Source organism: Pseudomonas frederiksbergensis, assembly GCF_003732275.1.
In the GTDB taxonomy this organism is placed as follows: Bacteria; Pseudomonadota; Gammaproteobacteria; order Pseudomonadales; family Pseudomonadaceae; genus Aquipseudomonas; species Aquipseudomonas frederiksbergensis_H.
Map to the genome: position 1 here is coordinate 1 of NZ_MOBM01000002.1, position 14148 is coordinate 14148.

Consider the following 14148-nt stretch of genomic DNA (forward strand, 5'->3'; position numbering starts at 1 on the left):
GCACTCACAAGATATTTGATACATCAGAGATTTTGGGGCTGCTTCGCAGCCCAACGGGGGCAAGCCCCCTCGCCACAGTTCGCTCCTACAGGTTTTGAATGGCGTACACCCGGCGGTCCGAGACTCGCAAAATGTCCGGGAAGAATGTTAGCTTGCTTGGCATTCACCACCGCCCGACGAGCCATCTCCAATGAAAAAAACCGTCCTCGCCTTCAGCCGTATCACCCCGGCGATGGTCGAACGTCTGCAACAAGACTTCGACGTGATCGTGCCGAACCCGAAAAACGGCGACATCAACGCCCAGTTCAATGAAGCCCTGCCCCACGCCCACGGCCTGATTGGCGTCGGTCGCAAACTCGGCCGCGCGCAACTGGAAAACGCCAGCAAACTGGAAGTGGTCTCTAGCGTCTCCGTCGGCTACGACAACTACGACCTCGCCTACTTCAACGAACGCGGGATCATGCTCACCAACACCCCCGACGTCCTCACCGAAAGCACTGCCGACCTGGCCTTCGCCTTGCTCATGAGCAGCGCCCGCCGCGTCGCCGAGCTGGACGCCTGGACCAAGGCCGGCCAATGGCAAGCCACCGTCGGCGCGTCGTTGTTCGGAAGTGATGTGCATGGCAAAACCTTAGGCATCGTCGGCATGGGCAACATCGGCGCGGCCATCGCCCGTCGCGGTCGCTTGGGCTTCAACATGCCGATTATTTACAGCGGCAACAGTCGCAAGACAGAACTGGAGCAAGAGCTCGGTGCGCAGTTGCGCAGCCTTGATCAATTGTTGACTGAAGCCGATTTCGTCTGCCTGGTGGTGCCGCTCAGCGAAAAAACCAGGCACCTGATCAGCCACCGTGAACTGGCGTTGATGAAACCGAGCGCCATTTTGGTAAACATCGCCCGCGGCCCCGTAGTGGACGAACCGGCGCTGATCGAAGCGCTGCAAAACAACCGGATTCGTGGCGCCGGGCTGGACGTCTACGAGAAAGAACCGCTGGCCGAGTCGCCATTGTTCCAACTGAAAAACGCCGTGACCTTGCCACACATCGGCTCCGCGACTCACGAAACCCGTGAAGCCATGGCCAATCGCGCACTGGCCAATTTACGTAGTGCACTGTTGGGGGAACGCCCACAGGACCTGGTAAATCCACAAGTTTTCAAATAAAAAAACAGGGCAGGCGTTTTAACGCTCTGCCCACACCTTAGTTCAACTCTTGACGCTTTCTACAAGCACTTACACAACTTGAAAATCAGTAACCACGTCAAGTAGCAACCCAACCTATAAACTCTCCTCAACACTTGTCTTGGCAAGCATTCATTTTGGAGAATCTAAACTTGAACAACCTGACAACACAGCAAACCATCAGAGTCAGCAAACTGGCATTGATGTCATTTATCAGTTTTTTTGGCTTATTGATGATGTACAGCAACTTGACCGACTACCCTGCCAACTACGAGTATGTCGCACATATCCTGAGTATGGACACCACCCGCGACAAGCTGAGATATGGCTACCGGGCGATCACCTCGCCCATGCTTCACCATCGAATCTACTGGCTCATCATTACACTCGAAGTTATATATACTGCGTTTTGCCTAATGGGCACCTATCAACTTTACCGACAGTTGAATGCCAGCACCGAAGCGTTCCACGATGCTAAAAAATATGCGCTGATCGGACTACTGATAGCCATATTCGTCTACTACATCTGCATCCAGGTTGTCGGTGTCGAATGGTTCAACATGGATCAATCGGAAGCCTGGAACTACGCCGACTGGGCTACGCAGATACTCGACTTTATATTTCCCGCACTCATTTACATCAGTCTAAAAAACGAAAAATGAGACTTTGGCGAACGGCCATATATCAGGCCGTTTTTGCACCTTTGTGCAATCGAAATGACCCGGGTTTGTGAAAAACCAACACATTCCCCAACATCACCAGCACCAGCCCCGACAGTGCCGGTGCCGTCCATTGATAGCCTTCGACAAACGCCGACACATTCAGCGCCACCACAGGAAAGAGTACGGTGCAATACGCCGCCCGCTCCGGCCCCATGCGCCCGACCAGCGTCAGGTAGGCGGTGAAGCCGATCACCGAGCCCGGAATCACCAGATACAGCAACGAGCCGATGTAGCGGGCATTCCATTCCATGTCGAACGGGATGCCTTTGACCAGGCACCACGCCGACAACATTGCCGCACCGTAAGCCATGCCCCAGGCATTGGTGGTCAGGGGTTTCAGGCCGGCCTTCTGTTGCAGGCTCGACAGCATGTTGCCCGCCGAAAAGCACAAGGTTCCGAGCAATGCCAGACCCAACCCGAGCAAGGTTTCCGGGCTGGCGGTATGACCGGCCAGCTCTGGCCAGAACAACAGACCAAGCCCGAGCAAACCCAACGCGCCGCCCATCAGCACGTTACGGGCAATTTTCTGGCCGAAGAACACCCGCGCATTGAAGGCGTTCCACAAGGTGGCGGTGGAAAACACCACGGCGACCAGACCGCTGGGGATCCACTGGCTGGCGGTGAGGAAGCACATGAAGTTGATGCAAAACAGGCACAGACCCTGCGCCAGGCAAATCAGGTGCCCGCGACGGTTCATCGGTTGCAGGCGCCGGCTGAGCAGCAACAGCGCGAACAGCACCAGCGCGGCGAGGCCGAAGCGATAGACGATCGACACCGGAATGGCCACCACGCCCAGTTGCCATTTCAAGGCGATCCAGGTGGTGCCCCAGATCAGCACGGTCAGCAGATACAACGAAAGGTTCATGGCGACAGCTCCGGGATGGGCAATGCTGTTCACTTTGTGGCGAGCGAGCTTGCTCGCGCTGGGTTGCGTAGCGGCCCCAAGTCCTGGCAAATTTCGCCAGTTTTGTGAGCGCTGCGCACTCAAGCGGGAGCAAGCTCCCTCGCCACAGTGCATTGCCTGATTAGGGGTCCAGTGTGCTGCGCCAATCGTGGGCGCACTTGCATAAACTTGCGCTTTTGTCGCCGGCGGGCTGGCGGGCCAACGTCTACGGAGTAGGATGTAAAGCGTTGGAGAGAACCGATCATGGCCGCACAAGTGTCCTGTCTCGCAAATACGTTCCTTTTTGACGAGGGGCTGTTGCCGTCAGGCAAGGCGCCGCGACGAGTCATAGCCCGCTATGGCGAGGAGCGGCAACGCAGCATGGCGGAAACAGACACCGTCAAAAGGGAACTGTATTTGCGAGACAGGACACTCGATACCCTGCAAGTCTTTCAAGCCCTCAACCGCTCGCCCAATGCTCGCCTGGAGCACAGCGCCGAGCTCGGTGACGGCTTGGCTGCAGCTTTGTGGAGCAACCACCATGACGCCCAGGACTACGAAGCGCCGAGCCATCACACCTTGTCCTGCTACATCGCCGGCGGCACCGGCACCTTTCGCCGCGACCAGCCCGGCACCAAGGGCGGCCCGGACAAGCTGTGCATTCTGCCGGCTGACCATCAGTCAGGCTGGGTGATCAACGGCGATATTCGCCTGGCCCACCTGTATTTCAGCCCCGAACAATTTGCCCTTGGCTGCGTCACGCTGCTGGATCGCGAGCCGCGCGAATTGCAGTTGCGCGAGCGTACGTTCCTCGAAGACCCGCAGCAGGCCCGGCACTTTCGGCAGTTGATCGCCCTCAACTGGGACGAACCGGGCGAACGCCTGCTCACCAGCAGTCTGGCCCACGAGATGCTCAGCCATGCCCTGCTCAGCCAGGTCGGCGTGCGTCAGGGCTTGCGCCTCAAGGGTGGATTGGCGGCGCATCAACGGCGGCAGTTGGTGGAATTCATCGACCATCAGTTGGCTGAAGCGATCAGCCTCGGGCAGTTGGCGGCATTGTGTGCGTTGTCCGAATATCATTTTGCGCGGATGTTTCGTGTGAGCTTCGGCCTGCCGCCGCATCAATATGTGTTGGCGCGGCGACTGAGCCGCGCGCGGGAGTTGTTGCGCGGGACGTCGCAGCCGCTGGGGGATATTGCGTTAGCCTGTGGGTTTGCCAGTGCGAGCCATTTCACCAACCGGTTTCGCCAGGCGCTGGAGGGTACGCCCGGAGAATATCGGCAGGCGTTTTTGCGGTAGCGCTGCAATCCAGTGGATTTTCGGTGCCTGTGCGGTCGCCTTCGCGAGCAAGCCCGCTCCCACAGTTGACCGCGTTCTCTCAGAGGAATGCGGTTGAATGTGGGAGCGGGCTCTTCAACCATCAGTACTTCACCCGCTCGTTCGATGACAACAATAAAGGTAAGTACGTGGGGGAACCGCGGACGGTGTATGTGCAGACTTCAATTGCGTTTTGATTACTGACCCCGGGGGCAGAGGTCGGACACTTTGTGGCGAGGGAGCTTGCTCCCGCTCGGCTGCGAAGCAGTCGTAAAAACTGCTAACGAGATTTGCCTGACACACCGCACATGGTTTTGGGGCCGCTTCGCCCCCCAGCGGGAGCAAGCTCCCTCGCCACAGGTTTTTATGGAACCACAGGAGCCGACGAATACCATAAACAAGAACGGGCCTGCATAAGCAGGCCCGTTTTTTAGGTGGAGATAAAGTGGGAAGGTAAAAAGTGAATCAGGCCTCAGCCGTTTTGTGCAGCCTGTTCGTTCTCGAGAAACTCGTCTTCCAGCAGCGCATCGGCCGTAGGCCTTTCGAACGGCACCACAGCGGCACGTGGTTTGCCCCGCAGTTTGCCGAACAGATGTTCAAGCGCATGTTCGAGTTTTTCGGCCGCACCGTCGATCGCCAGTTCCAGGTTAGCGGCTTTATGAGTGACAGAAATCGGTTGGTGGCCTTTTGGCCGCGCTTCCAGCTGGCAGCGCATATCGTGGGGACCGGGCTTGTCGCCGTTCTCGTCCCGCAGGTGGACCTCGACGCGGGTCAGGTCCTCTTCATAACGTTCGAGCGTGCTCTCAATGGTAGTTCGTACCCACTCCTCCAGTCGGATGCTGCTTTGAATATGGTTATCGCTATTGACTTGGATTTGCATAGTTCCATCCCTTATTTCAGCTAGCTCGCGAGAGGCCCTTCGGCTGGCCCTTGGGCTTCATCACCGTGACCTCTTGGTTACACAATCGGTGTGCGCGCAGAACATTTCAACCCCTAAAAAAAGATAAATATTCATTCGCAAAAAAAGCCGGACAACGGGCAAAAGCGCTGTTAATGTCGGGAGTTGGGTCGCATCGCTCTTCAGTCACAATTGCTCACATCTGCCGCTCCGCCAGCGGATGCAGACTACGAAATATCCCCGCCTCCTCCACCAGCCAGTCATGCACCGCGCGTACGCCCGGATGACTCAGCGCGCCCGGCGCATAGAGCAGCACATAACGCTTGTGATTAGGCACCGCCAGGCCAAACGGCACGATCAACGTCCCACGCTCCAGTTCATCGTTGAGCAGCGTTCGCCGCGCAATCGCCACCCCCATCCCGGCAGTCGCCGCTTCGATGGTCAGGTGATTGCGATTGAAGGTATGCCCGCGCCGCACATCCGCGCCCTCGAAGCCGATGGCGTTTAGATAAAACTCCCATTCCGCGTACTCGTAACTGCCGCGCCAGGCGGTGATGTCGTGCAGCAATGGAAAATGCACCAGATCCGCCGGGCCATGCAGTGGCGGCCTTGCGCGCAACAGGCTCGGAGCGCAGACCGGAAAAATCTGCTCATCCAACAAGGCTGTGGATAACAATCCGGGATAACTGCCGTCGTTCAGGTCAATCGCCAGATCGAAATCGCCTTCGTGCAACGGAACACTGCTGTCCTCGGCCACCAGCCGCAGCTGAATATCCGGAAAGCGCTGTTGCAAACGCGGCAGGCGCGGGGTCAGCCACTTGCTCAGGAACGAGGGAATCGAGCGCAACCGCAAAATCCCGCTGATCATTCCCGCATCCAGTCGTCGCAATTCCGCATCGATGCTGCCGTAGGCTTCGTTGACGGTGATAGCCAATCGCTGGCCTTCGGCGCTCAATTCCACGCCCCGGGCGCGACGATGAAACAGGCGAAAACCCAGTCGCTCTTCCAGTTGCCGAATTTGCTGACTGACCGCCCCCGGCGTGATGTGCAGTTCTTCGGCGCAACGGGTGAAGGACAAGTGCCGCGCGGCACACGAAAACACGTGCAGCCAGACGTAAGTCTGGGCGTGCAATTGGCGACTCATTGTTTAGTCCTGCTAAAGGCTGTCTTAGGAAGTTTCGTTGGTCATGTAGGACCGAGGTTGGCAGTATCGCCGACCTTGCGCTCGTCCTACAAAAAATGGCAGCGATTCCTCTTCCATTGCTTGTATAGGCTTTAGCATGGCTATCAGTGTTTTCGATCTCTTCAAAGTCGGCATCGGTCCGTCCAGTTCCCACACCGTAGGCCCGATGCGCGCCGCCGCAACCTTCGCCCAAGCGCTGATTGAGCAACATTTACTGGCCGACGTACGGCGAGTAGAAATCCGACTTTACGGCTCCCTTTCGGCGACCGGCGTCGGCCACGCAACCGACCGTGCCTGCATCATGGGCCTGATGGGCGAATGGCCAGACAGTATTGATCCGAACTCAATCGACCGCCGAATCCAAACCTTGCGTGAAACCGGCGAACTGAGTCTGGCCGGCAAATCGACCATTGCTTTCAATTGGCAACGCGATCTCCTGCTGCTCGACGAGAGCCTGCCCTACCACCCCAACGCCATGTCCCTGACAGCCTTCGGCGAAACCGGTGAGCTGTTCGAGCAGACGTACTACTCGGTGGGCGGTGGTTTCATCATCGAAGCTGCCGAAGCCGAGTCGGGCATTGCGCCAGCCAGCGATGTGGTACTGCCCTACGATTTCTCCAGCGCCGCCGAATTGCTCAAGCTCTGCAACCAGCACGGTCTGCGGGTTTCCGAGCTGATGATGGCCAACGAACGGGCCTGGCGCAGTGACGCCGAGATCCGCCAGGGGTTGCTGCATATCTGGTCGGTAATGCGTGAATGCGTCGAGCAAGGCTTGCGCCACGAAGGCATCCTGCCCGGCGGTCTGAATGTTCCGCGTCGCGCCGCGAAATTGCACCGCAGTCTGTTGGAAATCGGCAAACCGAATGTCATCAGTTCCACCCTGTCGGCCATGGAATGGGTCAACCTGTTCGCCCTTGCCGTGAATGAAGAGAACGCAGCTGGCGGCCGCATGGTGACCGCGCCTACAAACGGAGCGGCGGGGATCATTCCCGCAGTGCTGCACTACTACATGAAATTCAACCCGGACGCGTCGGACGATGACGTCGTGGCGTTCTTTTTGGGCGCTGCAGCTGTAGGCATTCTCTGCAAGAAAAACGCCTCGATCTCTGGCGCCGAAGTCGGCTGCCAGGGCGAAGTCGGTTCGGCGTGCGCCATGGCAGCCGCCGGCCTGGCCGACATACTCGGAGCGACTCCCGAGCAACTGGAAAACGCCGCCGAAATCGGCCTGGAACACAACCTCGGCCTGACCTGCGATCCGGTCGGCGGTCTGGTGCAGGTGCCGTGCATCGAGCGCAACGCAATCGCTGCCGTGAAGGCGATCAACGCCACGCAAATGGCCCTGCGCGGCGACGGCAAACACTTTATTTCCCTGGACCGGGTAATCCGCACCATGCGCGATACCGGCGCCGATATGCACGACAAATACAAAGAAACTTCACGGGGCGGCCTGGCTGTTAGCTGGGTTGAATGTTGAAGAACATTTCCTGACAGCCCGTAACACGTGAGCCCGAGCAAGAATAATAACGAGGCAAAAACGATGACCGATGTACGTACACCCGCTGCCGATAATCCCGCTGTAGACCTGACACGCAATAGCGAAATATCCCACAAAGGCTGGAGTAAACACGACACCACCTGGATGCTTGGCCTCTATGGCACGGCGATTGGCGCTGGCACGTTGTTCCTGCCAATCAATGCCGGTGTCGGTGGTTTCTGGCCGCTGCTGCTCCTGGCGGTACTGGCCTTTCCGATGACCTTCTTCGCCCACCGCGGCCTGACGCGTTTCGTGTTGTCCGGGCGTTCCGGGGACATTACCGAAGTGGTGGAAGAGCACTTCGGCGTCGGCGCCGGCAAGCTGATCACGCTCCTGTATTTCTTCGCGATCTTCCCGATTCTGTTGGTGTATAGCGTGGCGCTGACCAACACCCTGAGCAGCCTCATGGAGCACCAGTTGCACATGACCCCGCCTCCTCGGGCGATTCTGTCGCTGGGGTTGATTCTCGGCTTGATGGCGATCGTCCGTTGCGGTCAGACCGTCATCGTCAAATGCATGAGCGTGCTGGTTTACCCGTTCGTTGCGGCATTGCTGCTGCTCGGCGTCAGCCTGATCCCCAACTGGAACGGCGCGTTCTTCGCCACCGCCAGTGAAGGCATGCCGCTGCCACTGTTCTTCAAGACCTTATGGCTGGCGATTCCGGTGATGGTGTTCTCGTTCAACCATTCGCCGATCATCTCCGCCTTCGCCGTCGATCAGAAACAGCGTTACGGCGAGCAAGCCGAACGCAAAAGCAGCGGCATTCTCGCGATCGCTCACGCCATGATGGTCGTCACGGTGATGTTCTTTTGCTTCAGCTGCGTGCTGGCGTTATCCCCGGCTGATTTGGCCGCTGCGAAGGCGCAGAACATTTCGATCCTGTCGTACCTGGCCAACCACTTCCAGACGCCGGTCATCGCTTACGCCGCGCCGTTGATTGCGCTGGTGGCAATCACCAAATCCTTCCTCGGCCATTACATCGGCGCCAGCGAAGGCTTTCAGGGGCTGATCGTGAAAAGCCTGCGTGGCCGTGGTCGCGTCATGTCCGCCAGTTGGCTGAACCGCATCACTGCGCTGTTCATGATCCTCAGCTGCTGGGCCGTCGCGACCTTCAATCCGAGCATCCTGGGCATGATCGAAACCCTCGGCGGACCAATCATCGCGTGCCTGTTGTTCCTGATGCCGATGTACGCCATCCGCCGCGTGCCGGCCTTGCGCCAGTACTCGAATCAGGCCTCGAACGTGTTCGTGGTGTTGATCGGTTTGATTGCACTGTCTGCGATCATCTACTCGTTCATGCCCTGAAACGGGCAGGCAAAAAGAAGGCGGGCCAGGGTGCCCGTCTTCTTTTTGCCGTGTTTATTGCTCCATCGTTTTCCCGGCATGCCCCTTGCTTTGCCCCTGTAGGAGCTGCCGCAGGCTGCGATCTTTTGATCTTCAGCGCCTTCACCGAACATCAAGATTAAAAGATCGCAGCCTTCGCCCGCTCCTACGTTGCACGGATGGAAGTACATGAACATGGAAGGCCGATGGTCTGGTATTGCGAACTAATCCCGATCATGGCCGGTCAACAACTGCACGTTCAATCAGGCGGCGACGCATCATGGACAACCCCTTTCAACTCATTACCGATGCCTTTGCACCGGATTATCAAGTCAACCTGAGCATTCAGGGGCTGGACGGCAGCATCATGCTGACCCTCTCCAAAAGTGGCCGCGTGGCGGCCAAACGGATGATCAGCGCCGAACAGCGCAATGACCCCAAGCGCCTCAAACGCCTGGTGCAAAGCATTCAATTCGGCATCGCCATCGAACAGGGCCACAGCGCCGTGGCCATCCTCGAAGCCATGACCGACGGCGACAATCGCAACCCGCCGCCGCCACTGGTCAAATCCCGCCCCCGACCTTCAATGGGGCTTTAAATCTCGCCCTTCTCCACTTCGGGATGCTCACCGGAACCCGCACCGATCTTGCGTTGCGGGTGTTCGATCTTCACCGAAGGAAACTGCGACGAGGCGTAACGCACCACCAGAATCGAAAACGCCAGCAGCAGAATCCCGCCGCACAGGTAGATGATCCCCAGGTCCGGCGGATTGTGGTGCGAGACGTTGGAGATCAGCAGTCGCGTCAGCGCAGTGATCGCCACGTAGATCAGGAAGCGCACCGGCATGTGGTTGGTCTTGAAGTAAATCCCGACCATCGCCCCCAGTTCCAGGTAGATGAACAGCAGCAAGATGTCATCGATCTTGATGTGCCCTTGTTCGAGCATTCCGAGGAATTCCATCACCGCCGCCCACGCGGTCACCGCACCGATGGCGAACAGCGCCAGGTAGTGGAAGGTCTCGACGAACAGGTTGCCCAGGGACTCGGCCAATTGATGCACGTTCTGCCGCAGGTTCTCGGCCCAGTTGATTTTCACTTTGATTGTTCCTTAGCTCGGTTCGAGCGGATGATGCGGGTTGGACGTGACGGTTGTTCTGCATGCAGAAAAAAGGCCAGATGCTGTTGGGTGAGATGGCGACGGGCTGCTACTGGACACTTTTGTGGTGTCTGGGCGGACCCCATCGCGAGCAGGCTCGCTCCCACAAGAGATCTGCGGCGTTCACAAAACCATTGTGGGAGCGAGCCTGCTCGCGATGGGAGCGCCACGGTTCACCTGACAAACCCTGAATTCGGTCTACATTAAAAAGCCACTACCCAAAGCGCAGGGATTCGCTTATCCTTTTCGCTGTATATAAATACAGTGGTCGAAACAGACAACTAATGTGAAGGCATGTGAGGTGGTGAATGGCCGTCGAAGTGGTATACCGCAGCAGCCGAGATCTGGAGCGCTTGTTCATGGATAAAGCCGAAGCTGACCGTCATGACAAAATGCTCGAACTGGCCGAATTGCTGGCTGAAGTGTTGCAAAAAGCCGTTCCGTCCCTGACCGAACAGCAAGTGGAAGAAGCCGGGATCTACATGGCGAAGAACCGTGATGTATTCGCCAAGGCATTCAAGAGCCAGCCGGACGCACTGTCCGAACTGCTGAATGCACCCGCCGAAGCCATTGAACCTGTTGAAGTAGCTGCACCTGTTGAAGTAGCGGGCGCTGAGCCGACCAAGCCAGCCAAAGCCGCCAAGACACCAAAGTAAGCAATGCCCGAATTGAATAGGCCCTGAGTCAAATGGCTCAGGGCCTTTTTCATGCCTGCGAGAAACCTGGATCTAGGGTTGTTCCAGCGCCTCGACCAACGCTTTGAAGAACCGCGCCGCCTCGCCGCCGGTGACCACCCGGTGATCAAAGGTCAGGGACAACGGCAGGATCGGATGCACCACCACTGCCCCCTCGACCGCCACCGGTTCATCGCGGATTGCCCCGGCAGCGAGGATCGCCACTTGCGGCGGCACCACCACCGGGTTGGCGTAGCGGCCGAACAAGGTGCCGAAGTTCGACAGGGTCAGGGTCGCGCCCATCATTTCCTGGGGCGGGATCGAGCGCGCCTGCACGTCGGCCCGCAGACGCATCACACCTTCTTTCAAATCCGCCGCCGTGCGCTGACCGACATCGCGCAGCACCGGCACGAACAAGCCGTCCGGCGTATCCACGGCAATGCCCAGATCGAGTCGTTCGTGCTGTTTGAGCGCCAGGGTTTTGCCATCGAAGGCGCTGTTGAGCACCGGTTCCACGGCGCAGGCTGCCGCCATCGCCTTGGCCAGACGAATCAGCGGTTCTCGCGCCTGTCCCCAACGATGCAGATCGGCATCACCGAAAATCGTCACCGGCACCACTTCGGCATGGGACCTGGCCATGTTCAGTGCCATGCTGCGTCGCACACCGCGCAGCTTCTCGCCGCCGAAGCGTTCGCGTTCCGTCTGGGCCGCGTTTTCTACGTCGCTGCGGGTGATCTGGCCGTCCTGGCCGGAGCCCGTTAGTCCGCTCAGTTCAACCCCAAGCTGCCGAGCCAGTTGACGTACCGCCGGCGTGGCACGGTTCGCCAGATGCTCACGAGTCGAAGGCGCAGCGCCGATAAAAAATGCATCCTCCTGATTCGTACCGCCGCCCTCAAGCCGTCCCACCACGGTGCCCGCATCCGCTTCGCCTTCGTAACCGAGCAGCGGTTCGCCCACGTGAAGGATGTCGCCCTCGCCACCAAATGTTTTCGCCACCACGCCGTCGTAAGGCGCGGGAATGTCCACCAGCGCCTTGGCGGTTTCCACCGACACCAGCAGTTGGTCGGCCTTGACGGTATCGCCGACCTTGACGTGCCAGCGGACGATTTCCGCTTCCTGCAAGCCTTCGCCCAGATCCGGCAGTTTGAAATATTTCATCGCAACCTCCTCGGCCTCAGGCGTCTCTTCAAGGGTAGTGCTGCATGACGGTGTCGCAGGCATGAAGAATGTCTTCGACGCCGGGCATGTACAGCGATTCCAGTCGATACAGCGGCGGCGGGATGTCTGGCGCGGTGACTCGCTGGATCGGTGCCTGCAACTCCAGAAATACCCGTTCGTAAAGGCTCGCGGCGATTTCCGCGCCGACCCCGCAGGAGCGTGGTGCTTCATGCACGATCACGCAGCGACCGGTCTTGCGCACCGAGGCTTCCATCGTGTCGAGGTCCAGCGGTTTGATACTGGCGACATCGATCACTTCCGCCGAGACGCCCTGCTCGGCCAGTTGCGTGGCGGCTTGCAGGGTTTCCATCACGCTGGCGCCCCAACTGATCAAGGTAAGGTCGCTGCCTTCACGCAGGGTGAAACAGCTGTCCAGCGGCAGGCGCTTGCCGTCATCCAGCAGCGGTTGCGGGTTCATTCGATAGAGTCGGGTGGGTTCGAGAAATATCACCGGATCCGGGTCGTCGATGGCCGCGAGCAACAAGCCATAGGCCCGGGCCGGCGAGGACGGGATCACCACCCGCAGCCCCGGAATATGCGCGAACAGCGCTTCAGTGCTTTCACTGTGATGCTCCGGCGCGCGAATCCCTGCGCCCATCGGCGTACGCATCACCATCGGGCAGGTGATCCGCCCCCGCGTGCGGTTGCGCATGCGGCTGGCGTGGGACACCAGGTGCTCCATGGTGGCGTAGATGAAACCCATGAACTGGATTTCCACCACCGGTTTCAGGCCCTGGGCCGCCATGCCCACCACCAGCCCGCCGAGCATGGTTTCGGCCAGCGGCGAGTCGATCACCCGCTTGAAACCAAAACTGTCGCGCAGGCCCAGCGTGGCGCGGAACACGCCACCGTTCACCCCGACGTCTTCACCGAGGACGATGACGTTTTCGTCTTCACTCATGGCCCGATGCAACGCCAGATTCACCGCTTCCAGCAGCGTCACCTTACCGTTACTCATGGCCCGAACCTCCCGTCCGGCGCGCCACCCGTTCGAGAAACTCTTCGCGCTGCTCGGCCAGGGCTTGCGGCCACTGGGCGTAGACATGATCGATCACCGATTCCGGCGCCTGCAGGCCCGCGGCTTCGAAGTTATCCACAGCCCCTTGCACCAAGCCTTGGCATTCGCTGATCAGTGCCTGTTCGCGACCTTCGTCCCATACGCCTTGCCCGGCCATGAAGCGTTGCAGGCGTTTGATCGGTTCTTCGAGCCAGGCCTGTTTGACCTCGTCCGCCGACCGGTAGCGCGTGGCATCGTCGGCGGTGGTGTGATCGCCGAGGCGATAGCTCAGGCATTCGAGCAGCACCGGGCCTTTACCGTGGCGCGCCCGTTCGAGGGCCGCTTGCACGCGGTCGTAAACGGCGAGCATGTCATTGCCGTCGACTTGCTCGCCGTGGAACCCGGCGCCAATGGCTTTCTGCGCCAGGGTCGGGGCGCCACACTGGATTCGTCGCGGCACCGAAATCGCCCATTGGTTGTTGTTGATCACAAACACCACCGGCAACTGCCAGGCGCCAGCAACGTTGAGGGCTTCGAGGAAATCACCTTTGCTGGTTCCGCCGTCGCCGCAGGTGGTGACGGCGACCCGATGTTCGCAGCGGATCTTGAAGGCGCTGGCGACGCCGCAGGCATGCAGGGCCTGGGTGGCAATCGGCACACAGATCGGGAAATCCTCAGCGACCGCCGGGTCGGCGAAGTCGCTGCCACGTTCATCGCCGCCCCAATACAAGAGGATTTCTTCCATGCGCACACCGCGCATCAACTGCACGGCGGTGTCGCGGTAATACGGGATCAGTACGTCTTCGGCGTGCATCAGGCTGCCGACCCCGACACCAATGGCTTCCTGGCCCAAGGTCGGCGCATAAGTGCCGATGCGCCCGGTGCGTTGCAGGGCGACAGCTTTCTGATCGAAAAGGCGGGTCAGGACCATCTGCCGATACAGGCGCGTCAGCAGATTGAAATCGTCGGCCCAGTCGGGAAGATTGCCGAGTAACTGGCCGTCAGGGGATAGAAATCGGGTGTAAGGCAGCTCAACCTTGTGAAGCATCACAGGGCTCCTGGCA

At 59.1% G+C, this 14148-nt stretch carries 14 protein-coding genes and 2 pseudogenes; 8 read left to right on the forward strand and 8 right to left on the reverse strand.

Annotated features, from left to right (window positions below):
* Positions 1 to 190 precede the first annotated feature (190 nt).
* Together BK662_RS00290 and BK662_RS00295 are read left to right on the forward strand one after the other, a co-directional pair.
* Complete coding sequence (locus BK662_RS00290; RefSeq protein ID WP_123355764.1) at positions 191 to 1162, forward strand: 2-hydroxyacid dehydrogenase; 972 nt, start codon at positions 191 to 193, stop codon at positions 1160 to 1162.
* A gap of 170 nt (positions 1163 to 1332) precedes the next feature.
* Complete coding sequence (locus tag BK662_RS00295) at positions 1333 to 1842, forward strand: DUF2165 domain-containing protein (protein WP_123355765.1); 510 nt, start codon at positions 1333 to 1335, stop codon at positions 1840 to 1842.
* Between the two features lie 22 nt (positions 1843 to 1864).
* Here BK662_RS00295 and BK662_RS00300 read toward each other — a convergent pair whose 3' ends face one another.
* Positions 1865 to 2767 (reverse strand): DMT family transporter, encoded by a 903-nt coding sequence (locus BK662_RS00300; protein WP_123355767.1) that lies wholly within the window; start codon positions 2765 to 2767, stop codon positions 1865 to 1867.
* Positions 2768 to 3166: 399 nt separating this feature from the next.
* Here BK662_RS00300 and BK662_RS00305 point away from each other — a divergent pair, with 399 nt between their 5' ends.
* Together BK662_RS00305 and BK662_RS35735 are read left to right on the forward strand one after the other, a co-directional pair.
* Complete coding sequence (locus BK662_RS00305) at positions 3167 to 4084, forward strand: helix-turn-helix domain-containing protein (RefSeq protein ID WP_123355769.1); 918 nt, start codon at positions 3167 to 3169, stop codon at positions 4082 to 4084.
* 56 nt (positions 4085 to 4140) lie between these two features.
* Positions 4141 to 4299: pseudogene (locus tag BK662_RS35735) on the forward strand (hypothetical protein); the annotation flags it as partial.
* 275 nt (positions 4300 to 4574) lie between these two features.
* Here the strand turns inward: BK662_RS35735 and BK662_RS00315 are convergent.
* The gene (locus BK662_RS00315; protein WP_008070486.1) at positions 4575 to 4982 is read right to left on the reverse strand and encodes an HPF/RaiA family ribosome-associated protein; all 408 of its coding nucleotides are present in this window, start codon (positions 4980 to 4982) and stop codon (positions 4575 to 4577) included.
* 214 nt (positions 4983 to 5196) lie between these two features.
* Positions 5197 to 6144, reverse strand: coding sequence for a LysR substrate-binding domain-containing protein (locus tag BK662_RS00320; protein WP_123355773.1), 948 nt, complete (start codon positions 6142 to 6144; stop codon positions 5197 to 5199).
* Between the two features lie 136 nt (positions 6145 to 6280).
* Between BK662_RS00320 and BK662_RS00325 the strand changes: the two genes are divergently transcribed.
* Positions 6281 to 7657, forward strand: a complete 1377-nt coding sequence (locus tag BK662_RS00325) for an L-serine ammonia-lyase (protein ID WP_123355775.1) — start codon at positions 6281 to 6283, stop codon at positions 7655 to 7657.
* 63 nt (positions 7658 to 7720) lie between these two features.
* Positions 7721 to 9022, forward strand: coding sequence for a serine/threonine transporter (locus BK662_RS00330; RefSeq protein ID WP_123355777.1), 1302 nt, complete (start codon positions 7721 to 7723; stop codon positions 9020 to 9022).
* Here the strand turns inward: BK662_RS00330 and BK662_RS00335 are convergent.
* Positions 9004 to 9237 carry a hypothetical protein gene (locus tag BK662_RS00335; RefSeq protein WP_123355779.1) on the reverse strand — a complete coding sequence of 78 codons (234 nt, stop codon included), beginning with the start codon at positions 9235 to 9237 and terminating at the stop codon, positions 9004 to 9006. The two genes, BK662_RS00330 and BK662_RS00335, sit on opposite strands and share 19 nt — an antisense overlap.
* A gap of 83 nt (positions 9238 to 9320) precedes the next feature.
* Between BK662_RS00335 and BK662_RS00340 the strand changes: the two genes are divergently transcribed.
* Positions 9321 to 9638, forward strand: coding sequence for a DUF3509 domain-containing protein (locus BK662_RS00340; RefSeq protein ID WP_123355781.1), 318 nt, complete (start codon positions 9321 to 9323; stop codon positions 9636 to 9638).
* Here the strand turns inward: BK662_RS00340 and BK662_RS00345 are convergent.
* On the reverse strand, positions 9635 to 10135 hold the full coding sequence (locus BK662_RS00345) for a phosphate-starvation-inducible protein PsiE (RefSeq protein ID WP_008014507.1): 501 nt from the start codon (positions 10133 to 10135) through the stop codon (positions 9635 to 9637). The two genes, BK662_RS00340 and BK662_RS00345, sit on opposite strands and share 4 nt — an antisense overlap.
* A 368-nt stretch (positions 10136 to 10503) precedes the next feature.
* Here BK662_RS00345 and BK662_RS00350 point away from each other — a divergent pair.
* A pseudogene (locus tag BK662_RS00350) lies at positions 10504 to 10758 on the forward strand (YebG family protein); the annotation flags it as partial.
* A gap of 165 nt (positions 10759 to 10923) precedes the next feature.
* Here the strand turns inward: BK662_RS00350 and BK662_RS00355 are convergent.
* Genes BK662_RS00355 through pdhA form a run of 3 tightly spaced genes read right to left on the reverse strand, consistent with a single transcriptional unit; the run spans position 10924 to position 14132 of the window.
* Positions 10924 to 12027 carry a dihydrolipoamide acetyltransferase family protein gene (locus BK662_RS00355; protein ID WP_123355785.1) on the reverse strand — a complete coding sequence of 368 codons (1104 nt, stop codon included), beginning with the start codon at positions 12025 to 12027 and terminating at the stop codon, positions 10924 to 10926.
* 28 nt (positions 12028 to 12055) lie between these two features.
* On the reverse strand, positions 12056 to 13045 hold the full coding sequence (locus BK662_RS00360) for an alpha-ketoacid dehydrogenase subunit beta (RefSeq protein WP_123355787.1): 990 nt from the start codon (positions 13043 to 13045) through the stop codon (positions 12056 to 12058).
* Positions 13038 to 14132 carry a pyruvate dehydrogenase (acetyl-transferring) E1 component subunit alpha gene (gene pdhA / locus BK662_RS00365; protein ID WP_123355789.1) on the reverse strand — a complete coding sequence of 365 codons (1095 nt, stop codon included), beginning with the start codon at positions 14130 to 14132 and terminating at the stop codon, positions 13038 to 13040. Before pdhA ends, BK662_RS00360 begins: the two co-directional genes overlap by 8 nt.
* Positions 14133 to 14148 lie beyond the last annotated feature (16 nt).

What these genes read in the sequence shown, in the direction of transcription:
- BK662_RS00290 (WP_123355764.1), top strand. Translation starts at nt 191, where the DNA reads ATGAAAAAAACCGTCCTCGCCTTCAGCCGTATCACCCCGGCGATGGTC.
- BK662_RS00340 (WP_123355781.1), top strand. Translation starts at nt 9,321, where the DNA reads ATGGACAACCCCTTTCAACTCATTACCGATGCCTTTGCACCGGATTAT.
- BK662_RS00330 (WP_123355777.1), top strand. Translation starts at nt 7,721, where the DNA reads ATGACCGATGTACGTACACCCGCTGCCGATAATCCCGCTGTAGACCTG.
- BK662_RS00300 (WP_123355767.1), bottom strand. Translation starts at nt 2,767, where the DNA reads ATGAACCTTTCGTTGTATCTGCTGACCGTGCTGATCTGGGGCACCACC.
- BK662_RS00355 (WP_123355785.1), bottom strand. Translation starts at nt 12,027, where the DNA reads ATGAAATATTTCAAACTGCCGGATCTGGGCGAAGGCTTGCAGGAAGCG.
- BK662_RS00325 (WP_123355775.1), top strand. Translation starts at nt 6,281, where the DNA reads ATGGCTATCAGTGTTTTCGATCTCTTCAAAGTCGGCATCGGTCCGTCC.
- pdhA (WP_123355789.1), bottom strand. Translation starts at nt 14,132, where the DNA reads ATGCTTCACAAGGTTGAGCTGCCTTACACCCGATTTCTATCCCCTGAC.
- BK662_RS00335 (WP_123355779.1), bottom strand. Translation starts at nt 9,237, where the DNA reads ATGTTCATGTACTTCCATCCGTGCAACGTAGGAGCGGGCGAAGGCTGC.
- BK662_RS00320 (WP_123355773.1), bottom strand. Translation starts at nt 6,144, where the DNA reads ATGAGTCGCCAATTGCACGCCCAGACTTACGTCTGGCTGCACGTGTTT.
- BK662_RS00315 (WP_008070486.1), bottom strand. Translation starts at nt 4,982, where the DNA reads ATGCAAATCCAAGTCAATAGCGATAACCATATTCAAAGCAGCATCCGA.
- BK662_RS00305 (WP_123355769.1), top strand. Translation starts at nt 3,167, where the DNA reads ATGGCGGAAACAGACACCGTCAAAAGGGAACTGTATTTGCGAGACAGG.
- BK662_RS00360 (WP_123355787.1), bottom strand. Translation starts at nt 13,045, where the DNA reads ATGAGTAACGGTAAGGTGACGCTGCTGGAAGCGGTGAATCTGGCGTTG.